Annotated in this window: 23 protein-coding genes; 11 read left to right on the top strand and 12 right to left on the bottom strand. The window is 69.8% G+C overall.

Annotated elements, in window-relative coordinates:
• The first annotated feature begins 37 nt into the window (after positions 1–37).
• Positions 38–1,531, top strand: coding sequence for a PPE domain-containing protein (locus E0497_RS14840; RefSeq protein WP_137725567.1), 1,494 nt, complete (start codon positions 38–40; stop codon positions 1,529–1,531).
• On the opposite strand, the gene E0497_RS14835 is transcribed toward E0497_RS14840, so the two are convergent.
• From E0497_RS14835 to E0497_RS14825, 3 genes are read right to left on the bottom strand one after another with little or no spacing between them, the layout of a single operon-like run.
• Positions 1,528–2,967, bottom strand: a complete 1,440-nt coding sequence (locus E0497_RS14835) for an HAD-IB family hydrolase (RefSeq protein ID WP_137725566.1) — start codon at positions 2,965–2,967, stop codon at positions 1,528–1,530. The genes E0497_RS14840 and E0497_RS14835 overlap by 4 nt on opposite strands.
• Positions 2,964–5,216 carry a glycerol-3-phosphate 1-O-acyltransferase gene (locus E0497_RS14830; RefSeq protein ID WP_137725565.1) on the bottom strand — a complete coding sequence of 751 codons (2,253 nt, stop codon included), beginning with the start codon at positions 5,214–5,216 and terminating at the stop codon, positions 2,964–2,966. The genes E0497_RS14835 and E0497_RS14830 overlap by 4 nt, the downstream gene beginning before the upstream one ends.
• Positions 5,213–6,697, bottom strand: coding sequence for a wax ester/triacylglycerol synthase domain-containing protein (locus E0497_RS14825; protein ID WP_137725564.1), 1,485 nt, complete (start codon positions 6,695–6,697; stop codon positions 5,213–5,215). Before E0497_RS14825 ends, E0497_RS14830 begins: the two co-directional genes overlap by 4 nt.
• 138 nt (positions 6,698–6,835) lie before the next feature.
• Here E0497_RS14825 and E0497_RS14820 point away from each other — a divergent pair, with 138 nt between their 5' ends.
• The 3 genes from E0497_RS14820 to E0497_RS20860 all read left to right on the top strand — a co-directional run bounded on the left by E0497_RS14820 (position 6,836) and on the right by E0497_RS20860 (position 9,259).
• Positions 6,836–7,147: an FmdB family zinc ribbon protein gene (locus E0497_RS14820; RefSeq protein ID WP_338325472.1), complete on the top strand. Its 312-nt coding sequence runs from the start codon at positions 6,836–6,838 to the stop codon at positions 7,145–7,147.
• Between the two features lie 29 nt (positions 7,148–7,176).
• On the top strand, positions 7,177–8,433 hold the full coding sequence (fmdA, locus tag E0497_RS14815) for a formamidase (protein WP_137725563.1): 1,257 nt from the start codon (positions 7,177–7,179) through the stop codon (positions 8,431–8,433).
• 400 nt (positions 8,434–8,833) lie between these two features.
• Positions 8,834–9,259, top strand: a complete 426-nt coding sequence (locus tag E0497_RS20860) for a hypothetical protein (RefSeq protein ID WP_241665896.1) — start codon at positions 8,834–8,836, stop codon at positions 9,257–9,259.
• On the opposite strand, the gene E0497_RS14805 is transcribed toward E0497_RS20860, so the two are convergent.
• The 3 genes from E0497_RS14805 to E0497_RS14795 are packed head-to-tail and all read right to left on the bottom strand — an operon-like array spanning position 9,217 to position 11,136.
• Complete coding sequence (locus E0497_RS14805; protein WP_137725562.1) at positions 9,217–9,876, bottom strand: Type 1 glutamine amidotransferase-like domain-containing protein; 660 nt, start codon at positions 9,874–9,876, stop codon at positions 9,217–9,219. The two genes, E0497_RS20860 and E0497_RS14805, sit on opposite strands and share 43 nt — an antisense overlap.
• Before the next feature lie 3 nt (positions 9,877–9,879).
• A complete protein-coding gene (locus tag E0497_RS14800) occupies positions 9,880–10,701 on the bottom strand; it encodes a maleylpyruvate isomerase family mycothiol-dependent enzyme (RefSeq protein ID WP_137725561.1) in 822 nt (273 codons plus the stop codon).
• Positions 10,702–10,758: 57 nt separating this feature from the next.
• Entirely contained in the window at positions 10,759–11,136 is a 378-nt protein-coding gene (locus E0497_RS14795; protein WP_137725560.1) for a DUF488 domain-containing protein, read from the bottom strand.
• A 270-nt stretch (positions 11,137–11,406) separates the two neighbouring features.
• Between E0497_RS14795 and E0497_RS14790 the strand changes: the two genes are divergently transcribed.
• From E0497_RS14790 to E0497_RS14780, 3 genes are read left to right on the top strand one after another with little or no spacing between them, the layout of a single operon-like run.
• Positions 11,407–12,522 carry a Re/Si-specific NAD(P)(+) transhydrogenase subunit alpha gene (locus E0497_RS14790; protein ID WP_137725559.1) on the top strand — a complete coding sequence of 372 codons (1,116 nt, stop codon included), beginning with the start codon at positions 11,407–11,409 and terminating at the stop codon, positions 12,520–12,522.
• Positions 12,523–12,855: an NAD(P) transhydrogenase subunit alpha part 2 gene (locus tag E0497_RS14785; protein WP_137725558.1), complete on the top strand. Its 333-nt coding sequence runs from the start codon at positions 12,523–12,525 to the stop codon at positions 12,853–12,855.
• Positions 12,855–14,288 carry an NAD(P)(+) transhydrogenase (Re/Si-specific) subunit beta gene (locus E0497_RS14780; protein ID WP_137725557.1) on the top strand — a complete coding sequence of 478 codons (1,434 nt, stop codon included), beginning with the start codon at positions 12,855–12,857 and terminating at the stop codon, positions 14,286–14,288. Before E0497_RS14785 ends, E0497_RS14780 begins: the two co-directional genes overlap by 1 nt.
• 62 nt (positions 14,289–14,350) lie before the next feature.
• On the opposite strand, the gene E0497_RS14775 is transcribed toward E0497_RS14780, so the two are convergent.
• The 3 genes from E0497_RS14775 to pdhA are packed head-to-tail and all read right to left on the bottom strand — an operon-like array spanning position 14,351 to position 17,522.
• On the bottom strand, positions 14,351–15,460 hold the full coding sequence (locus E0497_RS14775) for a dihydrolipoamide acetyltransferase family protein (RefSeq protein WP_137725556.1): 1,110 nt from the start codon (positions 15,458–15,460) through the stop codon (positions 14,351–14,353).
• On the bottom strand, positions 15,457–16,425 hold the full coding sequence (locus E0497_RS14770) for an alpha-ketoacid dehydrogenase subunit beta (protein ID WP_137725591.1): 969 nt from the start codon (positions 16,423–16,425) through the stop codon (positions 15,457–15,459). The genes E0497_RS14775 and E0497_RS14770 overlap by 4 nt, the downstream gene beginning before the upstream one ends.
• Positions 16,426–16,430: 5 nt before the next feature.
• Positions 16,431–17,522 (bottom strand): pyruvate dehydrogenase (acetyl-transferring) E1 component subunit alpha, encoded by a 1,092-nt coding sequence (gene pdhA, locus E0497_RS14765; protein WP_137725555.1) that lies wholly within the window; start codon positions 17,520–17,522, stop codon positions 16,431–16,433.
• A 134-nt stretch (positions 17,523–17,656) separates the two neighbouring features.
• Here pdhA and E0497_RS14760 point away from each other — a divergent pair, with 134 nt between their 5' ends.
• The 3 genes from E0497_RS14760 (at position 17,657) to E0497_RS14750 (ending at position 20,043) form a co-directional block, all read left to right on the top strand.
• Entirely contained in the window at positions 17,657–18,127 is a 471-nt protein-coding gene (locus tag E0497_RS14760) for an Lrp/AsnC family transcriptional regulator (protein WP_137725554.1), read from the top strand.
• Positions 18,128–18,229: 102 nt separating this feature from the next.
• Entirely contained in the window at positions 18,230–19,258 is a 1,029-nt protein-coding gene (locus E0497_RS14755) for a phosphotransferase family protein (RefSeq protein ID WP_137725590.1), read from the top strand.
• 35 nt (positions 19,259–19,293) lie between these two features.
• Positions 19,294–20,043 (top strand): succinate dehydrogenase iron-sulfur subunit, encoded by a 750-nt coding sequence (locus E0497_RS14750; RefSeq protein ID WP_137725553.1) that lies wholly within the window; start codon positions 19,294–19,296, stop codon positions 20,041–20,043.
• A gap of 10 nt (positions 20,044–20,053) precedes the next feature.
• Here the strand turns inward: E0497_RS14750 and E0497_RS14745 are convergent, their stop codons facing one another.
• Positions 20,054–20,473 (bottom strand): acyl-CoA thioesterase, encoded by a 420-nt coding sequence (locus E0497_RS14745; protein ID WP_137725552.1) that lies wholly within the window; start codon positions 20,471–20,473, stop codon positions 20,054–20,056.
• A gap of 1 nt (position 20,474) precedes the next feature.
• The gene (locus E0497_RS14740) at positions 20,475–21,302 is read right to left on the bottom strand and encodes a shikimate 5-dehydrogenase (RefSeq protein ID WP_137725551.1); all 828 of its coding nucleotides are present in this window, start codon (positions 21,300–21,302) and stop codon (positions 20,475–20,477) included.
• 88 nt (positions 21,303–21,390) lie between these two features.
• Here E0497_RS14740 and E0497_RS14735 point away from each other — a divergent pair, with 88 nt between their 5' ends.
• Complete coding sequence (locus tag E0497_RS14735; protein WP_137725550.1) at positions 21,391–22,542, top strand: alpha/beta hydrolase family protein; 1,152 nt, start codon at positions 21,391–21,393, stop codon at positions 22,540–22,542.
• Between the two features lies 1 nt (position 22,543).
• On the opposite strand, the gene E0497_RS14730 is transcribed toward E0497_RS14735, so the two are convergent.
• The gene (locus E0497_RS14730; RefSeq protein ID WP_137725549.1) at positions 22,544–22,861 is read right to left on the bottom strand and encodes a hypothetical protein; all 318 of its coding nucleotides are present in this window, start codon (positions 22,859–22,861) and stop codon (positions 22,544–22,546) included.
• Between the last annotated feature and the right edge of the window lie 36 nt (positions 22,862–22,897).

The raw sequence follows: 22,897 nt of genomic DNA, 5'->3' as shown, positions 1-22,897 counted from the left end.
ACATCGCTACCACGGGCACACGGGAGGGGAACACGGGATGGGACTGCCGAGCTTCAGTGATTTCGTCGAGGATTTGAGCCGGGATGTCGTCGAATTCGGGAAGAACCCGCAGAACAAGATGATCGAGGCGCTCACCGGCTACGACCGTGCCGAGGATCAGCGGACCCGTGCCGCGCAGGCCGCCGGCAACGCTGAACGCGACGACATCTACAGCACCCAGTCCGGTCTCACGGGCGGCGTCGATCGTTTCGACAACCCCGTCCTGACCTCTCCCGAAGCATTCGAGGCGATGTCCCACGAGAACATCAAGGCCGCCGTCGACGCCATGAACGGTGCCGCCCTCACCGCCAGCGCCGAAGGCTGGCGCAAGATCGGCGACGCCCTCGACACGGCGCTCACCGAGTTCCGCGACTACATCACCACCATCATCACCGACGACCGGTGGAGTGGCGCCGCCGCCGACCGGGCCCGCGCCGCCACCACCCGCTACGCCGACCAGACCGTCGACCTGGCGCGCGCCGGGCAACTCGTCGGCACCAAGATCGCGGAAGCCGCCACCGGCGTCACCCAGGTCCAGGCGACCCTCCCACCCGTCGCGCAGCACTCCATCCTCGGCGCGTTCGTCAACCAGGCCGTCCCCGCCGCCGGCCTCCTGAAAAGCCTCTTCCACGAGAAGGACGAAGCCCACCAGCAGGCCATCCAGATCATGCGGACCGTCTACACCCCGGTCATGCAACAGGCCGACACACACGTCCCCACCCTCCCCGACCCGAAGCCCGTCGCGATCCCGCCCGGAGCAGACGGCATCACCGGCGGCACCGCCACACCCACCACCTCCGGCCCCGGCTACACCCCCTACCGCACCCCCGGAAGTACCCCCGGAAGTACCCCCGGCGGCGGAACCGGTACGGCCCCGACCCCGTTCGCCACCGGCCCGGACGCCGCACCCGCCACCGGCTATCCCGGATATCAGCAGCCCGGCTACACCGACACCGTCGCCGCCCAGGCCGACCCGGCCGGCACCTGGAACACCCCGGCCGCCACCTCGACCACCGGCGACCCGACCCGCACCGCAGCTGCAGTCGGTGCACCGGGAACGTCCGGGCAGCCGGGCACGGCCGGCTACCTCGCCGCCGGCGCCACCCCGCGCGGCGCCGGCGGAACCTCCGGCCGAACACCGGGCACCCGTGGCAGCACCGGAAGTCTCAGCAGTCTCAGCAGTCTCGGCACCTCCGGCAACCTCCGAACACCAGGCACGTCCGGGCTCGCGGGATCGTCCGCCACCCCCGGCGTCCTGACCGGTGCCGGCACCACCCCCGGCGCCACAGCGACGGGAACCGGCACGACAACCGGCGGTACCGCCGCGACCGGCACACGAACGGCCACCGGCATGATGCCCGGTGCCGGCGCGCGCGGCGGCGGAGACGACGACAACGAACACAAGACGCCCGACTATCTGATCAACGTCGACAACGGCAGCGAACTCATCGGACGCCTGCCGATGGCTGCGCCGCCGGTCATCGGCAGCTAAACCTTCATCGGCCCCGCCGCCAGAACGTCCTCGAACCGCTGCCGCACATCCGCGACGTGCTCGTCTAGGTCTTCGACGGTCCAGTCGCCGGTGTCGACGGGATCGAGGACGTCGATGTGGACGGTGCCGGGGTGCGCGACGAACGAGTTGCGCCACATGAGATCTCCGGCGTCGTGGATGACGATGGGCACGATCGGCACCCGCGCCTGCAGCGCCAGGTGGAAGCCGCCCTTCTTGAACCGGCCGAGCCGGGGGGTGGGGGAGCGGGTGCCCTCGGGGGCGATCACCAGTGATGTTCCGGTCTTCAGTTTGTCGACCGCCGGTGCCAGTGCGGCCCGCGCCTGCACGCTGTCAGCCCGATCCACGTAGGCCACGTCGAGCAGTGCTCCCACCGCCGCGAACCGGGGGTCGCGGGACGCCTCCTTCTTCGCGACCCCGGTCACGTCCCGGCGGATCACCTTGCCCACCAGCACCATGTCGAGCGACGACTGGTGGTTGAACATGAACACCGCCGGCCGGTGCGACCAGGCGTTGTCCTCGCCGGTGATCTGCACATCGATCCCGCAGACCGTGAGCGCCAGATCGGGGCCGAACGTGCCGACCAGATTCGCGGCGGTCCGCCGGTTCCCGGTCAGCACCCCGGCGGTCACGCCCAGTGCGGTCGTCGCCATCAACGCGCCTATCGCCGCCCCGGTGCGGGCGGTCGCCACCGGGGTCGCCCCCCGCTCCGGTTTCGGCAGGCGCACCGACAGCCAGCCCTCGGTGCGGGCGATCTCGGCGAGTCGCCGGTCCGGGTTGAGTGCCACGGGACGTCCCACCGATTCGAGCATCGGCACGTCCTCGGCGCCGTTGGAGTATGCGAACGCCTCCGACAGCGGCGCCCCCACCTCGTCCGCGAACGCGTGGACCGCTTTCGCTTTCTCACCGCCCCACAGGGCCGGACCGGTCAACTCCCCGGTGAGCAGGCCGTCGACCACCTCGGGCCGGCTGCACAGGATGTCGTCGATACCGAGATCGTCTGCGACACAACATGCCTGGTACAGGGTCGCGGATGTGGCCATCACGATCCGGTGCCCGGCCCGGCGGTGGGCGCCCAGGAGTCGGCGCACCTCCGGGTAGATCATCGACGCGATCTCCTGCCGGAACAGCCGCTGGCTCCATTCGAGGAGTTCGTCCTCGCCGCGTCCGGCGAGCCCACGCACCGCGACCTCCATGAGCCGGCCCACGTCGGCGCCCCGGATCTGGGTGTCGAGTGCGGCGCCGGTGGTGCGGAGGAGTTCGGCGACGCTGATGTCGAAGCGGCGCAGTCGTTCCCGGTACACGACACCGGCGGTGTAGCCGGTGATGAGGGTGCCGTCGAGGTCGAAGGCGGCGATCGTCGACGGGCCGGGGGGTGCCGCGTCGATCGCCGCGTACAGGTCCTGCACCCGGTTCATCGGGCCGCCTCCGGGTCGTCCATCGTGGCGAGTTTGGTGTGGGCGATGGCCCGGATCTCCCGCACCCGGCGCACCAGGGTCCGCATCTCGTCGGCGAACGCGCGGCGGCGTTCGAGCACGGCCGGATCGTCGTCGCCGATCAGTCCGCGGTTCCGGGCCAGTTGCAGGGCGGTGCCGAACAGTTCCGACGACACCGACTCGCTCGACGCGATCTGCTGCCGCAGTCGCCGCTGCTGCGCCAGCCCGAGACAATCGGTGACGAACTGTTTCTCGTCGAAGTCCGTGGACACCGGCACGTCCACCAGATGGTCGGCGACCACCTCGTACGCGTCGAGGAACGGTTGCAGCACCCGGTGCGCCAGGTACGGCCGGACCGCGCCGAGGACGTGCTGCGCATGCTCGGGGTCGCCCAGGTCCTGCTCCCACGCCGGGTCGATGAGACTCAACTCGGAGCGCAACTCCTCCCGGAACGTGTCCTTGCGGCTGAAGAAGAACTCGAACTTGAGCAAGTCCCGGATCCGCAGCGCCTCCGCCCAGCCGTCGGCCAGCGGGTCGGTGAAGTGTTCGTCGACGGTCGCGATGAGCACCATCTCCGCGATTGCCCGCACCACCAGGAAATGAATGCTGTTGTTGCGGAAGAACGCCGCGACCAGACCCTGATCCTTGCCGAGGTGGTAGACGCGTTCGTCGCCGTCGTCGAAGCGTTCCAGGACGCCGGCGTCGACGTGCGTGTAGAGGGCCTTGCGGATCACCTGCGGGTTGGTCAGGTCGACGTCGCCGGCGGTCGGCAGTTTGCGGGCGGTGATGTAGTCGACGAGCGGGCCGAGGATGAACCCGAGTTCGTCGACCGTCAGGGCCCGGTCCTCGATCCCGAGGAACGCCAGCAGTGCCAGCGACGACGCCGTGATCGGGGTGGCCTCGTTGATCCGGTGACAGATCTCGATGCCGGTCCGCTGGATCGCGCGCCGCGGATCGTCCGACTGGGCGAGGGCGTCCCGCAGCGACAGCGGCCGCCCCACCTTGACGTGGGCGACGCCGCGGCGCTGCCCCTGCGCCCGCACGTAGCCGAGCATCCAGCGGAAGCTCTCCTTGCGTTTCTCGCCGCCGTGCGCCTCGGCGGCCATCGCGCTCACCTCGTACAACTGGTCGTACACGAGGGACACCGGCACCAGATAGACGTCGGACGCCTCGGATTCGGCGAACGCCTTCGCCAGATAGGTCAGCAGCCCGTACCGGGGTGGACGCAGCTTCCCGGTGCGCGAGCGCCCGCCCTCGATGTACCACTCGAGGTTGAAACGTTTGTTCAGCAGGAACCGCATGTACTCGCGCAGCGTCCACTTGTAGACGTCGTCGCCGTCGAAGGTGCGGCGGATGAACACCGTCCCGGACCGTTTGCTGATCGGCCCGACCGGCCAGAAACTCACGTTCAGCCCGCCCATCACATGGTTGAGCGGCAGATCGTTCGCGAGCAGCGCGGGCCGCAGCACCAGCGGATCGAGATACGAGCGGTGACTGGGCAGGAACACCAGCGAATGCTCCCGGTTCAACTCCCGCAGTTCCTCGAACCGGGTGGTGTCGACGTCGAGCCGGTAGGCGCGGGAGAAGTAGCGGCCCAACTGATCCCACACCGCGATCGCCCGCCGGCTCTGCGACGCCACCATCTCGTCGAGGTCGGCGCGGGCCCGGGCGTCGACGTCGGCGACCGTGCGGTTCGACGCCGCCGCGAGGCCCCGGACCCCGGCCGTGAACCGTCGGGTGTCGGTGATCTCCTCGACCACGAACCGGGACACCTTGTACTGGGTGCCGAGCAGTCCCCGCTCCGCCCGTTCCAACGCGAGCGCCGCCTGCCGGCGCACGAACTCCGGCAGCGACCCGCCGCCGCGTTCGGCCAGCCGGCCCCGCAGTTCGCTCAGCGGCGCCCCGTCCCCCTCCACGACGCGGCACCGCCCCGGATCGTGCTGCAGTACCCGGCGTTGCGCCTTCGCCGCGAGATGCAGCGGATCCCGCGCCGACAGCACCTCCCGGAGCCGGTGCCCCCGATGGCCGTCGGACACGTCCGGCATCCACACCACCCGCACCGGGGTGAGCACCGGATCGTCGGTGCGCAGCGTCAACTCCGACAGGGCGGCGTCCGTCGTGGCGACCGTGACGGGGGCGGCCCCGGACTCGGCCTCCCGCCGTGCCAGCCACTCGGTGAGCACCCGCTGCTCGGTCTCGGACATCGGTTCGGTGAGAAGGACTTCCGTCATCGCTGCGCCCCCTCCGGCTGCTGTGTCACGTCGCCTCCGAGCGCGAGCACCTCGTCCAGCCCGGCCTGCAGGCAGCGCATGAACAGCGCCGGTTCGGTGACCGCGGCCGTGTCCAGGTTGACGCCGATGCAGCACGTGCCGACGTGCGAGACCATCGTCGCCATCACCGCGCACCCCGGTGCGGGCGCGAACGGGAACACCCGCTCGATCCGCGCCCCGGACAGGAACACCGGGACGGGGACACCGGCGACGTTGGAAGCCTGCAGGTCCAGGCCTTTCGACTGGGCCAGATACCATTCGGCGATCAGCCGGGTCGGCAGCCGCACCAGCAGCGGGGACGCGGCCTCCACGATGTCGACCGCCGGTTCCTCCCGCAACGCCAGCACGATCGCGCGGATCCTCCGGATCCGCAGCGCCGCATCGGGTTCGGTGGCCGGACCGGCGAAACGGACGGCCGCGAAATGGTTGCCGGCCGACCCGTCCGACGAGGCCCGCATACTGATCGGCATCCCCATCGGCACCTTCCCGACCGGCACCCCCAGTTCCTCGTGATAGCGGCGGAACCCGCCGAGCAGGGCCGCGACGTACGCGTCGTTGACGGAGCCGCCCGCCGCGTGCGCCGCGAGCCGCAACTCGTGCAGCCCCACCTCGAGCACCCCGAACCAGCGGCCCAGCCCGCGTGCACGCAGCAGCGGCGACCCGGTGGCCGCGGGCGGTGCCACCACCCGCCGCAGCGAGTTCGCGTAGCCGAGGACCTCGCCGGTCGCCTCGAACGGGCGGGTCACCGCGGCCAGCGCCACCCGCGCCGACCCGGACAGCAGCCCCGCCAGCCGGGACGGTGTCCGCCGGACCTCGTCGAGCAGTTCCCGGCCGGCCACCGTCAGATCGGTCACGTGCTCGGGCGGGGCCGGTTCGCGATCCGGTTTGTCGGGGGTCGGTTCGGGGCGGCGGCTGTGCAGCAGCGTCATCATCGCGATACCGCCCATACCGTCGGTCATGCTGTGATGCGTCTTGACGACGTACACGGCGCGGCCGTCGTCGAGGCCCTCGATGAGCATCGCCGCCCACGGCGGGCGGGCCTTGTCGAACGGTTCGGTCGCCAGGTGCCGGCACAGCCGCAGCGCATGGTCGAGCGTCCCGGGTTCCGGTAGCCGCACCCGCCGCAGGTGGTAGTCCAGATCGAATTCGGGATCCACCGACCACACCGGATTACCCAGCCCGAACGCCGGTTCCACCGCCCGCATCCGGATCCGCGGCACGATGTGCGACGCCCATTCGTGCGCCCGCACCAGCCGCGGCCAGTCCGGCGCCCGATCGAGGACGTCGACCGCGACGATCGGGGTGCGCAGCTCGGGCCGCACCTCCTCCATCCGCCACATGCCGGTCTCGAAATCCGACATCGTCCGGCTCATCGCCCACCCGACCGCCGACAGGTCGACGTCCACCGCGCTCGGTGGAATGAACGGTTGACCGTCGACCATGCGCACGCTCCTCGCAACCACGTGTCCGGGGGTGTGGCCTCCAGTGTGGACCCGAAGCCGCACGCCCGTCAGCGGATTCGATCGCGCACACCGCGCATTCGGCGCGATCCTCGGTTAACGTCGGTGGGACTTCGATCCTTGCCCCGGCGAAAGGATGCGGTCATTCCCCTCTACCAGTTCCGGTGCGCGCAGTGCGGCCCGTTCGACGCCGCCCATCCCATGACGTCCGTCCCCGACGCGGCCGACTGCCCCGACTGCGGCGAGGTGTCGCGGCGGCAGATCACCGTCCCGCGACTCGGCCGCGGATCGTCGACGGCGATGCACCTGCTCGACGCCACCGCCCGCTCCGCCCACGAACCGGCCGTCGTCACCGGCGCCCGGCCCGGCACCCGGCACACCATCCAGAAGGTCACCACCGATCCGCTGCACCGAAAGTTGCCCCGCCCCTGAAATATTGAGCACGCCGCGAGGAGGCCTGCATGCCCGAACTGTTGTTCCCCCTGGATTCGAGCAAGAAGTTCACCGAGCAGGAGAAGATCGGCCACAACCGGTGGCACCCCGACATCCCGCCCGCGGTCACCGTCAAACCCGGTGACTCGTTCCGCGTGCACTGCCGCGAATGGTTCGACGGCGCCATCCGCAACGACGACTCCGCCGACGACATCCTGAACGCGCCGCTCACGTCCGTGCACACCCTGTCCGGCCCGTTCGCCGTGGAGGGCGCGAAACCCGGGGACCTGCTGATCGTCGACATCCTCGACATCGGCCCCATCGAGCAGGAGGACTCGGGCCCGCTCGCCGGCCAGGGCTGGGGATACACCGGCATCTTCGCCCGCGACAACGGCGGCTGCTTCCTCACCGACCAGTTCCCCGACGCCTACAAGGCGGTGTGGGACTTCGCCGGCCAGACCGCCACGTCCCGGCACATCCCGCATGTGAAGTTCACCGGCATCGTGCACCCGGGCCTGATGGGGACGGCGCCGTCACACGAGTTGCTGGGGCGCTGGAACACTCGGGAGGCCGCGCTCATCGCCACCGACCCGGACCGGGTGCCGCCGCTGGCGCTGCCCCCGGAACCGGACGCCGCGATCCTCGGCACCCTCACCGGCGCCGATTTCGACCGGGTCGCCGCCGAGGCCGCCCGCACCGCGCCGCCCCGGGAGAACGGCGGCAACCAGGACATCAAGAACCTCACCAAGGGCAGCCGTGTCTTCTACCCCGTCTACGTCGACGGCGCGAACCTGTCGGTGGGGGACCTGCACTTCTCTCAGGGCGACGGCGAGATCACGTTCTGTGGGGCGATCGAGATGGGCGGCTTCATCGACCTGCGCGTCGACATCATCAAGGGTGGCATGGAGACGTACGGCGTCACGGAGAACGCGATCTTCCTGCCCGGGAACACCGACCCGCAGTACTCGGAGTGGCTTGCGTTCTCCGGCACGTCCGTCACGCTCGACGGTGAGCAGCGGTACCTGGACTCGCAGCTCGCCTATCAGCGGGCGTGCCTGCACGCCATCGACTACCTCACGAAGTTCGGGTACAGCCCGGAACAGGCGTACCTGCTGCTCGGTGCCGCACCGATCGAGGGCCGGTTCTCCGGTGTCGTGGACATCCCGAACTCGTGCGCGACGGTGTACCTGCCGACGGCGATCTTCGACTTCCCGGTGACCCCGTCCGCGGACGGTCCGGTGCGGATCGACCCGGGGATCGGGGCGCCGCACGCGGCTCGAAAGTAAAGTCCGGCAATTCCGTCGAACGGGTGTCGTCGACGGCGTCCGGGTCGTGATCGCGGCGAGGGCCGTGGTCGCCCCGGGCACCGTCGACGTGATCGTGCGGTCGGGAACGGGGGAGCGGACGGCCAGTTCGGGGTGGATTCCGCAGGTGTTTGTGGACGAACGTCCAACAAATTCTCGGGGCGCCGGCGAGGTCACGAACGGACATCTGGTCAACCGCTTGATTCGTTACCTGATCGTTATGATCAAACAGTAACACCTCGGTCTTTTACCGGGTTAGCGTCGGTCAATCGCACGACACGAACGAAGTGTTACGCGATGTGACCATCATCAACATCCTTGTCCGCCGGATCGTGATGTTCCTCGGTACGAGGATCCGCCGTCGGGAGAAAGGGGCGCGGTCGTGAGCGCTGTTTCGGGTTACACCAAGTCGAACGTCCTTCAGGATGCGAAGCGAAACTGCATCGAGGACTACATCGCGGCCACCTTCGCGTACGAGTTCATGGACGGGGTCGTCGACATGGAGGCGATCGAACGCCTGCATCGCGGCGACGTCCGCGAATGGGTCACGGCCGTCGCCGCGTCCGGACTGTTCACCGCCGCCCAGATCGACCGCATCGACGCCGGATGGCAGTGCAACCCCAGGTCGCTGCTCGACGCCCTGCTCTCCGAGGCCGACGAGGTCACCGTCAAGCGCTGCGAGACCGCGTGGGCCGGCCTGACCCTCGCGAACGCCTTCGGTGGACACGCCCTCGGAGGCCGTCGCGAACCGCTCGCGATCGGCGCCTACAACACCGTCGCCGAACCCGCCGTCATCACGATCGCCTGATCGTCGGTCAACAGCACCGACCGGACCCCGGCCGCCCGGCACCGCTCGCGCATGCGAGCCGCCTCGGCGCCGGGGTTCGTCGTATCCGGACGTCCGTCCGGGCCGGGCCGACAGTGCGGCACGATCGCACGGTCGACGAATCCCAGCCCGTCCCAGCGGGCCGGGATCCCGCACACGCCGGCCACCTCGGCCGGATCGTCGGCGCACTCCACCCCGGTCAGCGTCGGCGCCGCCACGCACGCCCCCGCGCTGTAGCCCGCATAGAACAGTGCATCCGAGCGCACCAGCTCCGTGAGCACCGCGTCGGCGCCGCTGCGCGCCAACTGCGCCCGCAGCACGAACGTGTTGCCGCCCCGCACCCACACCGTCGGAAAGCGTGACAGTACTGTCCCCAACTCGTCGGGCCGTCCCACGTAGTCCCGCAGATCCACCTCGGTCGCGTCGAACCCGAGCCGCCGCAACGGCATCAGATCACTGACGACGGCCGACTCCCGCGCCCGCGGCGGCCACGCGTCGGCGGCATTCGCGATCACCGCGACCGGACCCGGCCCACCCGCCAGCTCGACGAAACGCTCGGCGTGCGCACCGAACCGGTACGACGACAGGAACAGGCGCACGCGTCAGATCGTGAACGCGAGATGCTCGACGATCCGCCGGCCCACGGCCTCGTCGCCGCCGAACTCGATCTCCCCGGCATGCTCGGCCGCGGTGGTGCGGCCACCGGTCAGCCGGGTCAGCAGCCGCGAATCCATCCCGATCGTCGACGTCGCCGCACCGGAGAGTTGCGGCACCACCGTGGCCCGCCCGGACACCTCTATATGGAGGGTGCGCGCCAACGGCCCCGACAACTCGAACGTGACCCGCGCGCCGTCCGGTGCCCGCCCGAGCCTGCCGACGATGTAGCCGAGGGCGCCCTCGATCTCCGCGAACGCGAGCGCCCCACGGGAGCTGCCCTCGTCACCGGCCGGGCCGCCCAGTGCATCCCGGATGTCGTGCTCGTGCATCCAGCAGTCGAACAGGCGCAGCCGCATGAACCGCCCGTACGTGGCCGGACCGACAGGGGTGTCGGCGGGGGCGGCGAACTCGTCGTCGCTCATCGCCCGCAACGCGGCGGCGCGACGGGCGGTGATCTCCCGGAACAGCGCGAAGATCTGTGCGCCGTCGTGCGCCCGCAGGTGCTCCACCCAGCGTTCGTTGAAGGCGCCGATCTCGCCCCGGACGTGGGGGAGGGCGTGGACGTCGACCGCAGTCGACGGCGTCGGCATCCCGTCGAGCATCGACTCGGTGCCGATCATGTGGGCGACCACGTCGCGGACCGTCCACCCCGGCAGTGCGGTCGGTGTCATCCACGCGTCCCCGTCGACCGTCGCGAGCACCTCACTCAGGACGGCCCACTGCCGGATCAGCGCGTCGACCACCTCGCCGTGCCGGAACTCGCTCATCCGCAGAACTGTAGGGGCGGACGCCGCCGCGCGCTCGCGAAGTCCCGATTGTTCGGATCAGGCGGATTCCCGGAGAAGGTCCGTGAGGAAGTCCCGCAGCACCTCGGCATGACTGTGCTCGACGTCCTTGGTGGCGGTCAGGAGGACGATCGACCGGTCACCGGCGAGTTCGAGGACGCGTTCGACGGCGGTGCGCCCGCCGGGGGACTCCAACTCAGCGAGATAGCGGGAGCGGAACTCCGCGAACTCTGCTACATCGTGGCCGTACCAGCGGCGCAGTTCGCGCGACGGCGCAAGGTCTTTCGCCCAGTCGTCGTAGTGGAACGCATCCTTGCGCAGCCCGCGCGGCCACAATCGGTCCGCGAAGACCCGGAAACCCGGCTCCGCCCCCGGATGGTCGTACACGCGTTCGATTTCGACGACTCGTACCGGCATGGTCCGCCTTCCGTATCGTGGGCGTTTTCGCGCACCAGGTTACGTCCGTGTGAAGTCGTGAGGTGTATCACAAAAAGGGCACATTGTGGTGGTACGCCCCGGTTCGGACTCGATTCAGACAACTTCGACGACTTGCATGTGTTCCCTTCGTCACGGTAGTTCTGCTTACCATCGTGGACCACTTGCATCGATCGGGTCATCGTCCGTCGATCGCTCGATAGTTGCCGCCCGTCGCGGCCGGCACACCATCTACCGCAGGAAGTCGAAACATTGGATACATCGAAGAGCGTGGCTCAGGCACGCCCCTCGGTCGGTGTCGTTCGGGAGACGAGCGACGACGAGCGGCGGGTGGCCCTGGTGCCGAAGGTTGCGGCATCACTGTCCGCCAAGGGCGTCGACGTCGTCGTCGAGTCCGGGGCCGGACTCGGAGCCCTGATCCCCGACGAGCTGTACAAGGAGGCCGGCGCCACCATCGGTGACGCGTGGGCCGCCGACGTCGTCGTCAAGGTCGCCCCGCCGTCGGACGAGGAGATCGCCAAGCTCCGTGCGGGGCAGACGCTGATCGGCTTCCTCGCCCCCCGCAACGCCGACAACAAGATCGGTGCCCTCGGCGCCGCGGGTGTGCAGGCGTTCGCCGTCGAGGCGATCCCGCGCATCTCCCGCGCCCAGGTCATGGACGCGCTGTCGTCGCAGGCCAACGTGGCCGGCTACAAGGCCGTGCTCGTCGCCGCGTCGGAGTCCACCCGGTTCTTCCCGATGCTCACCACCGCCGCCGGCACCGTCAAGCCGGCGACCGTGCTGGTCCTCGGTGTCGGTGTCGCCGGCCTGCAGGCCCTCGCCACCGCGAAGCGTCTCGGCGGCCGCACCACCGGCTACGACGTGCGTCCCGAGGTCGCCGACCAGGTCCGCTCCGTCGGCGCGCAGTGGCTCGACCTCGGCATCGACGCCGCCGGTGAGGGCGGCTACGCCCGCGAACTCACCGACGCCGAACGCGCCCAGCAGCAGCAGGCCCTCGAGAACGCCATCAAGGGCTTCGACGTCGTCATCACCACCGCCCTGGTGCCGGGTCGCCCCGCACCGCGCCTGGTGACCGCCGCCGCCGTCGAGGGCATGAAGCCCGGCAGCGTCATCATCGACCTCGCCGGCGAGACCGGCGGCAACTGCGAGCTCACCGAGCCCGGACAGACCGCCGTCAAGCACGGGGTCACGATCTGCAGCCCGCTCAACCTGCCGGCCACCATGCCCGAGCATGCGTCCGAGCTGTACTCCAAGAACGTCTCGGCCCTGATCGAGTTGATGCTCGACGAGAACGGCGCCCTCGCGCCCGACTTCTCCGACGAGATCCTCGACGGCGCGTGCGTGACCCGCTCGAAGGAGAACTCCTAGATGTACACCGAACTGCTGGCGAACATCGCGATCCTGGTCCTCGCCGGGTTCGTGGGCTTCGCCGTCATCTCCAAGGTGCCGAACACGCTGCACACGCCGCTGATGTCGGGCACCAACGCCATCCACGGCATCGTCGTGCTCGGTGCGCTGGTCGTCCTCGGCCACCTGCCCGCCGACGCCCCGTGGTCGATCAAGATCATCCTGTTCGTCGCGCTGGTGTTCGGCACGCTGAACGTCGTGGGCGGTTTCGTGGTCACCGACCGCATGCTCGCGATGTTCAAGCCCAAGAAGGACGCCCCCAAGGCAGCTGAGAAGAAGGGGGCTGACGCCTGATGACGTACCTCGTCTCCATCCTCTACATCGTGGCCTTCGCGATGTTCATCTACGGTCTGTCCGGCCTGACCGGCCCGAAGACCGCGGTGCGCGGCAACTACATCGCCGCCGTCGGCATGATCGTCGCCGTCGTCGCCGTCCTCATCGACATCCGCAACACCGACCACTGGGGTCTGATCATCGGCGGCCTGGCCGTCGGTATCCTGCTCGGCGTCCCGCCGGCGCTGCGCACGAAGATGACCGCGATGCCGCAGCTCGTCGCCCTGTTCAACGGTGTCGGTGGCGGCACCGTCGCGCTCATCGCATGGGCAGAGTTCCTCAACTCCGACGGCTTCACCACCGTCGAAGCCGTCCCGTCGGTGCCGTTCATCGTCGGCTCGCTGTTCGCCGCGATCATCGGCTCGGTCTCCTTCTGGGGCTCGCTCGTCGCGTTCGCGAAGCTGCAGGAACTGCTCAACAAGACGTTCGAGAAGAAGGTCGTCGCCGCGGCGAAGGCGTTCCAGCTCGCCAACATGATCCTCGCCGTCGTCTCCCTCGGCATCGCGATCTACATCGGCATCCAGGCCGACCCGGCCAACGATCCGACGTCCGCGCTGTGGATCGTCGGTCTCCTGATCGCCGCCGGCGTCATGGGCCTGTTCGTCGTGCTGCCGATCGGCGGCGCCGACATGCCCGTCGTCATCTCGCTGCTCAACGCTCTCACCGGCCTGTCCGCCGCGGCCGCCGGTATCGCACTGAACAACCAGGCGATGATCGTCGCCGGCATGATCGTCGGCGCGTCCGGCTCGATCCTGACCAACCTCATGGCCAAGGCCATGAACCGCTCGATCCCCGCGATCATCTTCGGTTCGTTCGGCGGCGGCGACGCAGGTGGCGCCGGCGCGGCCGGTGGTGCCGGCGGCACCGTGAAGGCCACCTCCGCGGCCGACGCCGCCATCCAGATGGCGTACGCCAACCAGGTCATCGTCGTCCCCGGCTACGGTCTCGCCGTCGCGCAGGCCCAGCACGCCGTCAAGGAAATGGCGTCGCTGCTCGAGGAGAAGGGCGTCGAGGTCAAGTACGCGATCCACCCGGTCGCCGGCCGCATGCCCGGACACATGAACGTCCTCCTCGCCGAGGCCGACGTCGCGTACGACGCGATGAAGGAAATGGACGACATCAACGGCGAATTCTCCCGCACCGACGTCACCGTCGTCATCGGCGCCAACGACGTCACCAACCCGGCCGCCCGCGAGGACTCCAGCTCCCCGATCTACGGCATGCCGATCCTCAACGTCGACCAGTCCCGGTCGGTCATCGTGCTCAAGCGCTCGATGTCCTCGGGCTACGCCGGCATCGACAACCCGCTGTTCACCGCGGACCAGACCTCGATGCTCTTCGGCGACGCCAAGAAGATGGTCTCCGAGGTCACCGAGGAACTCAAGGCCCTGTAGGCGGCTTCGCCACCTGTGCGCCTTTTTGGTAGTAACCACTACCAAAAAGGCGCACAGCTGTTTCAGCAGTGCGCGATCAGTGCCGGCACGGGATCGGTGAGCAGAGCTCCGAGCGCGGCGAGGAACATCGACGCCTGGGCACCGTCGACGAGACGGTGGTCGACGGTCACCGCCAGGGTCGTCACGTTGCGTGCCACGATCTGGTCGTCGACCACCCAGGGCCGCCGGGTGATTGCACCGAGCGCGAGGATCGCGGCCTGGCCGGGGTTGAGCAGGGGGGTGCCGGTGTCGATGCCGTACACCCCGATGTTGGTGATCGTGACGGTGCCGCCGGTCAGGTCGGCGGTGGTGGCGCGGCCGGCGCGGGCGGTGTCGGCGAGGTCGGTGAGGGCCCGGCACAGCTCCGGGAGCCGCAGTGATCCGGCGTCCTCGATGTGCGGAACGAGCAGTCCACGGTCGGTGGCGGTCGCGACACCGAGGTCGACGGTGCGATGCGTGACGATCTCGCCGGCCTGTTCGTCCCACGACGAGTTCAGCGCCGGATGGTCGGGCAGGGTCAGCAGCAGCGCCTTCGCGACCAGGGTCAGTGGGGTGAGGTGCAGGCCGTGGAACGCGGGGGCGTCCCGCAGCCGCGCGAGCAGTGTCGTCGTCTCGGTGACGTCGACGGTGAGGAACTCGGTGACCTGCGGGACGGCCGCGCTGGCGACCATCGCGGATGCGGTCTGCCGGCGCACACCCCGGACCGGGGTACGGTCCGAGGCCACCCGACCCCGGGCGATCCGGGCCTCGACGGTGGCCGGTCGACGACGTCGGCTGGGCGTCGGTGCGGCCGGCCCGTAGCCGACGAGGACGGCGTCCGGCGTCGCGGCGGGCACGGCCCCGGACGTCTCGACGGATGTTTCGACGGATGTTTCGACGGACGTCTCGATCCGGATCAGCACGGCCCCGACGGGCACGATGTCGCCGGGATGCGCGAGGAGTTCGCGCACCGTCCCGGCGAACGGGGACGGCAGTTCGACGAGGGCCTTGGCGGTCTCGACCTCGCCGATCGGCTGATTCAACGTGACGGTGTCGCCGACCGTGACCGACCACGACACGAGTTCGGCCTCGGTGAGGCCTTCCCCGAGGTCGGGGAGCCGGAAGTCGGCGACGGTGGTCCCGGGGGTGCTCATGATGCGAGCACCTCGTCGACGGCGGCGAGGATCCGGTCGGCGTCGGGCAGATGATATTTCTCGAGCCGCGCCGGCGGGTACGGGATGTCGAAGCCGCCGACCCGCGTCACCGGCGCCTCCAGCTGGTAGAAGCAGTGCTGCGACACGCGGGCTGCGATCTCGGCGCCGAGCCCGAGGAACACCGGTGCCTCGTGCACGATCACGAGTCGGCCGGTGCGTCGGACGGAGTCCTCGACGGTGCCGACGTCGAGGGGGGACAGCGACCGCAGGTCGACCACCTCGAGGGACGTGCCCTCCCCGGCGGCGATCTCGGCGGCCGCGAGGGCCGTCGCCAGCATCGGTCCGTAGACGACGACGGTGGCGTCGCTGCCGGCCCGGGCGATCCGGGCCCGGTCGAGGGGCAGTTCCGGGGGCGCGTCGACGTCCACCTCGCCGCGATCCCAGTACCGCCGTTTCGGTTCGAGGAACAGCACCGGATCGTCGAGGGCGATCGCCTGCCGCAGCATCGTGTACGCGTCGGCCGGGGCGGCGGGGGTGACGACCCGCAGGCCGGCGGTGTGCGCGAAATAGGCTTCCGGTGATTCCGAATGGTGTTCGACGGCACCGATTCCGCCGCCGTACGGCAGCCGGATGGTGATCGGCATGTGCACGTGCCCCCGGGTCCGGTAGTGGATCTTCGCGACCTGGGAGACGATCTGGTCGAACGCCGGGTAGACGAATCCGTCGAACTGGATTTCGCACACCGGCCGGTAGCCGCGCAGCGCGAGCCCGAAAGCCGTTCCCACGATGCCGGATTCGGCGAGCGGGGTGTCGATGACGCGGGCCGGACCGAAGTCCTTCTGCAGGGTGTCGGTGATCCGGAAGACGCCGCCGAGGGTGCCGACGTCCTCACCCATCACCACCACCTTCGGGTCCTCCTCGAGGGCGCGGCGCAGGCCCGCGTTCAGGGCGCCGCCGAGTGTCATGGTGGTCACGATCCGGCCTCCTCGGTGAACCCGTCGAGGTAGGCGCGGTAGCCGGCGCGTTCCTCGGCGATCAGGGGATGGTCGGTGGCGTAGACGTGGTCGAACAGTGCGTCCGGTCCCGGGTCGGGCATCGCCAGGGTGCTCTCCCGCAGGCGGGCGGCGACGGCGTCGGCCCGGGCCTGCACCCGCGTCGTCAACGCGTCGTCGAACAGTCCTTCCCGGTCGAGGAGTCGACGCATCCGGTCGATCGGATCGCGTGCCGCCCACACCGCGGTGTCGGCGGCGGTCCGGTAGCGGGTGGGATCGTCGGAGGTGGTGTGCGGGCCCATCCGGTACGTGATCGCCTCGACGAACGACGGGCCGCCACCCTCACGGGCGCGGCGCACCGCCTGCCGGGTCACGGCGAGGACCGCGAGAACATCGTTGCCGTCCACCTGGACTGCGGGCATCCCGAATCCGGCGGCCCGCGCGGCGATCGGATACGGGCTCTGCACGTGCACGGGTGCGCTGATCGCCCACTGGTTGTTCTGGCAGAAGAACACCACCGGCGCGTCGAAACTGGACGCGAACACCAGCGCCTCGGACAGATCGCCCTGGCTGGTGGCGCCGTCCCCGAAGTACACGATCGTCGCGATCTCGGCGCCGTCGAGGCGCACCCCGAGCGCGTACCCGGTCGCGTGCAGGCCCTGCGTCCCCACCACGATCGCCGGGTTCGTGGTGTTCACCGTCGCCGGATCCCAACCCGAATACGCGCAGCCCCGCCACATCCGGGTCAGCACCGCCGGGTCGACGCCGCGGCAGTAGGCGACGGCGTGCTCGCGGTAACTGGTGAACACGTAGTCGTCCGGGTGCAGTGCGTGCGCCGACCCGACCTGCGCCGCCTCCTGCCCCAGCAGCGGCGCCCAGATCCCGAGCTGACCCTGCCGCTGCAGTGCGGTGGCCTCGGTGTCGATGCGGCGGGCGACGACCATGTCCTCGTACAGATCGGCCAGCAGATCCGGTCCGACGTCGGACACCAGCGGTTCCCAGTCGGGGCGGTACACGCGTCGTCCGTCGGGTTGGACGAGCTGTACCGGGAATGCGGTCCTGTCGGCCATGGGGTCACCTGCCGGTTCCGATACGAGTGCTCTACTTCACAGCATCCGCGATTTCGCGATGTGCGCAAGCGTGGCGGTCACGATGTGGCATCGTGCCCAATCTCGAGGGGGGAACTGCGGGCACACTGCGGAAGATGACCACTCTCGACGCCACCGACGCCCGTCTGCTGCTCGAGCTGTCCTGCAGTCCGCGGGCCACGGGTGTGGAACTCGCGCACCGGCTGGGACTGTCCCGCAACACCGTTCAGGCCCGGCTCGCCCGCTGGGAAGGATCGGGGGTGCTGTCCGGGTTCGACCGCCTCGTCGATCCGCGGGCGCTCGGCTACCCGCTCGCCGCGTACGTCGCGACCCGCGTCGACCAGCACCGACTCGACGACGTCGTCGACGAACTCGCCGACATCCCGGAGGTCGTGGAGGTGTCCGGGCTGACCGGGTTGACGGATCTGTCGGTGAAGGTCGTCGCGACCGACGCCGACGACCTGTACCGGCTGGCCGGGCAGATCCTGAAGATCCCCGGTGTGGAACGCACCAACATGGCACTCGTGATGCGGGAGTTGGTGGCCCCGCGCACCGCGCCGCTGCTGGCGCGGGTTGCCGGTCGGTAACGACCTCGATTACGCCTGCACGGGTGCTGCGGGGCGGATAGCATCGGCGGACGGGCACCGGGGGCACGCGACACGGCAGGGGAGTGGTGCGAAGTGGGCAGTGTGGGTCTGGTGGGTCTGGACGAGAACGCGGTCTCGGCGTGGATCGCCGGTCTCGGTGTCGGTGCGCTCGCGCCCCTGTCGTACGAGCGGATCGGCAACGGCCAGTCCAATCTCACGTTCGCGGTGCGGGATTCGGGCGGCGGACGGTGGGTGTTGCGGCGTCCCCCGGTGGGCCGGCTGCTCGCGTCGGCGCACGACATCGAACGCGAATACCGGATCCTGGCGGCCCTGCAGGGGACCGGGGTGCCGGTGCCGAAGGTTCTCGGGATCACCGTCGACCACGCGGTGACGGATGCGCCGCTCGCCTTGACGGGTTTCGTGGACGGCATCGTCGTCGACGACGTGTCGGTCGCGCAACGGCTCACCCCGGAGCAGCGGCGGGCGATCGGGGCGGCCCTGCCCCGGGCACTCGCGACCGTGCACCGGGTGGACCTCGAGAGTGCGGGCCTGCTCGACCTGGCGAGCACCGACCCGTACGCGGCCCGCCAGCTCAAACGCTGGTCGACGCAGTGGGAGAAGTCCAAGACGCACGACCTGCCGGACATCGAGGTGCTGGCGGCGCGGCTGTCCCGCAACATTCCCGAGCAGACCGAGACCACCCTCGTGCACGGGGACTTCCACCTCAGCAACATGATCACCGCCCCCGACGACGGCCGGGTCGTCGCCGTCCTCGACTGGGAACTGTGCACACTCGGTGACCCGCTCGCCGACCTCGGCGGTCTGCTCGCATTCTGGCCGCAGCACGGCGAATCGGCCACCCCGCAGTTCCGGGCGTCCACGCTCGACGGGTTCCCGACCCGCGACGAACTCGTCGAGATGTACGTCCACGAAACCAAACGGGACGTGTCCGCGATCGGTTTCTGGCACGTGCTGGCGCTGTGGAAACTCGCGATCATCGCGGAGGGGGTGGTGCGGCGCACCACCGACGATCCCCGCAACCGGGCGGCCCGCGGCGAACCGACCCCCGAGTTGATCGACGCGATCGTGCGCCGCGCCGTCACCACCGCCGACGCGGTGGGACTGGCCTGACCCGGTGACATCCGGACACGAGGGAGCCGAGTGACATGGAGACGCCCGACGGGGCCGTGACGGTCACCCTGAAGATCCGCCGCTACAACCCGGAGGACGGCCGGGGCCCGCACTGGGAGACGTTCGAGGTTCCCGCGCTGCCCACCGACCGTCTGTTGAACCTGCTGCTCTACGTGAAGGGTTATCTGGACGGCACCCTGACGTTCCGGAGGTCGTGCGCGCACGGCGTGTGCGGGTCGGATGCGATGCTCATCAACGGCATCAACCGGCTCGCCTGCAAGGTGCTCATGCGGGACATGCTGCCGAAGAACGGGGAGACGCCGACGATCACGATCGAACCGATCAAGGGGCTGCCCGTCGAGAAGGATCTGGTCGTCGACATGGAGCCGTTCTTCGACGCGTATCGGCAGATCAAGCCGTACCTGATGACGTCCGGGAACGAACCGACCCGTGAACGTATCCAGTCGCAGGCCGACCGGCACCGTTTCGACGACACCACCAAGTGCATCCTGTGCGCATGCTGCACGTCGTCGTGCCCCGTCTACTGGGCGGACGGCAGCTACTTCGGCCCGGCCGCGATCGTGAACGCGCACCGGTTCATCTTCGACAGCCGCGACGAGGGTGCCGTCGAACGCCTGGACATCCTCAACGGGGTCGACGGGGTGTGGCGGTGCCGCACCACGTTCAACTGCACGCAGGCGTGCCCCCGCGGCATCAAGGTGACGCAGGCGATCACCGAGGTGAAACGGGCGCTGCTGTTCGCCCGGAAGGCCGTGGTCCGCTAGGCCCTGGTTCCTAGACCGGTTCCGTGAGTAGCAGTGCGGCGCTGCGGATCTCCGGTGGTATCGGTGCCGGCTGCCGGGTGACCGGGTCGACGTACCGGTGCACGAGGCGGCCGGTGGCGGCGACCTCGAGATCCCCGTCGGGGTCCTCCCGGAAGATCGCGAGCGCGTACTCGACGCGGTCGTCGTCGAGGTGGTCGACGGACAACCCCACGTGCAGCTGGTCGGGGAACGCGATGTCCCGGACGAACCGGCACGCACTCTCGGCGACCACCGCGACCGCCGCCAGGGTACGGATGTCCAGACCGGTGCTGGCCATCAGCCAGCCGCCCACGGCGGTCGCGAAGTACGCCGCGTACGCGGTGTCGTCGTCGGACCAGCGGGTGGGGACCGGCCACAGGGCCGGGTACGCCTCGGCGCGTGGTTCGCTCATGTCACGACCTCGAGAACTCGGACGCCCGGCGGATCTGGTCGTCGGTGGGCCGCACCCCGGTGTACAGGGCGAACTGTTCGGCGGCCTGCAGCGCGATCACCTCCGCCCCCGTGATCACCGTCTTCCCCGTTCCGGTGGCGGCCCGGATCAGCGGCGTGTCCGGCGGCATCGCGACCACGTCGAACACCGCGTCGGCGGCGGCCACGGCCTCCTCCGGGAACGGCAGCGCTGCCGCGTCGGGTCCGGTCATGCCGATCGGGGTGGCGTTGACGAGCAGACCCGGGCGTCCGTCACCGAGTTCCGGCCGCCACTCGAACCCGTACGTGCGGGCCAGCACCGGACCGGACCGGCGGTTGCGGGCGACGACGGTGACCGCCCGGAATCCGGCGTCCCGCAGCGCCGCGACGACCGCCTTGGCCATGCCGCCGCTGCCGGCGACCGCGACCGTCGTCGCCGGATCGAGGCGTGCCCGCAGCAGCAGGTCGGCGACCGCCTGGTAGTCGGTGTTGTAGGCGTGCAGTTCGCCGTCCTCGTTGACGATCGTGTTCACCGAATCGATCGCCGACGCCGACGAATGCACCACGTCGACGTGCTCGATGCACGCCTCCTTGAACGGCATCGACACCCCGCACCCGCGGATCCCGAGCGCGCGGATCGCGGCGATCGCGGCCGGTAGATCCGTCGTCGTGAACGCCTTGTAGACGAAGTCGAGGCCCAGCTCGTCGTACAGGTAGTTGTGGAACCGGGTGCCGATGTTGCTGGGCCGGCCCGACAACGACATGCACAGACGGGTGTCGCGGGTGATGCTTGCGGTGATCGTGCGGCTCACCCGTCCACGCTAACCGGCCGCGTCGATCGTTGTCGGGCGGTGACGCGATTCGGCCACGCGCCGCGGCTGCCCCGCCGACAATGAGACGATGCGCGCCCGACTCCGTGCCGCGGCAGTCCTGGTCACCGCCCTCACAGACCTCACAGCCCTCGCCGCGGTCCTCCTCGCCGTTCCCGCCACCGCATCACCCCCGGCGCCGGCCGGCACGCTCCTGGACCGATCCGCACTCGCCCCCGCCACGGTCCCCGCCGCGGCCGGGGACAGTGCCCGCATCCGGTACGCGACGCTGCGCACCGCCACCGCGGCCGGCGAGTCCACCGGCTCGGTGTTCCTGCCGCACGGCACCCCACCGGACGGCGGCTGGCCGGTCGTGTCGTACGCGCACGGCACCGTCGGGGTCGCCGATCAGTGCGCGCCGTCGACCGCCGGATTCAACTACGTCGAGCGCCCCGCGATCGAGGCCTGGCTGACCGCCGGATACGCGGTGGTCGCCACCGACTACGCCGGGATCGGCACCGACGGTGTCAACGCCTACCTCGACGGGCCGGCCGCCGGTGCCAACGCCGTCGACATCGTCACCGCCGCACACCAGGCCTACGACGGGGTGCTGAGCGACCGGTGGATCGTCACCGGGCTGTCGCAGGGCGGGCACGCCACCTACTTCGCGGCGGCGGAAGCGACCGGCCGTGCACCCGGCCTCGACTACCGCGGCGCCGTCGCGATCGGTGCCCCCACCCACCTGGAGAACCTGTTCCCGCTGGCCGGGCCCGCGTTCCCGCCGGTGGCGACGAGCGGCCTGGTGAACTTCGCCCTGTTCACCCTCGCCGGGGTCGACGACCAGCGCCCCGAGGTCGACATCCGCCGCTACCTGACCCCGGTCGGCATCGACCTGATGGAACGAGCGAAGATCACGTGCAGCGTCGAACTCGGGCAGTACCTGCGCGAACACCCCGTCACGCTCGGGGAACTGTTCACCACCACCCTGTGGAACGACGAGGTGCGCGGCGTCCTGCACCGGATGCTGACGGCCCCGACCACCGGCTTCGACCGTCCGCTGCGCGTCGTGCACAGCCTCGCCGACACCACCGTCCCGATCCCGCTCACGTGGGCGCAGCTGTCCGAGATGACCGCGAACGGTGTCGACTACCGCTACCAGCAGTTGGTCGCCGAGAGCCACACCGAGTCGCTCATGGCGGCGATGCCGGCGTCCCGGGACTTCGCCGGCCGCGTGCTGGGATAGGTCACGCGTGCGGGAACTTCGTCGCCCGGATGCTGTCGATGTTCTCGCCGTCGTGCCCGACGAGCCACGACCCGCCGTTGCGTCGGCACGCGGCCACGGTGTCGAACACCTGCAGCAGGAAGAAGATGGCGTCCTCCGATGATCGCGTGGTCGCCAGCCGGTGCGCCTCACCGTGTTTGGTGACGTCCAGCCACACCCCGGAATTGCCGTCGAGGCGCATCGCCACGATGTGGTCGGCGTCGACGAACGCGACCTTGCGCTGCGGCCACGGGGTCGTCGGCGAATACACCTGCTCGAAGACCTGAATCATGATCGTCATCGGGGAACCCGCTTTCCACCTGCGCCCAGTATCGTC

Origin of the sequence: Prescottella subtropica (genome assembly GCF_005434945.1) — a bacterium.
Taxonomy (GTDB): Bacteria; Actinomycetota; Actinomycetes; order Mycobacteriales; family Mycobacteriaceae; genus Prescottella; species Prescottella subtropica.
Note: the sequence above shows the minus strand (reverse complement) of the source record. Positions and strands in the feature narration are given on the sequence as shown.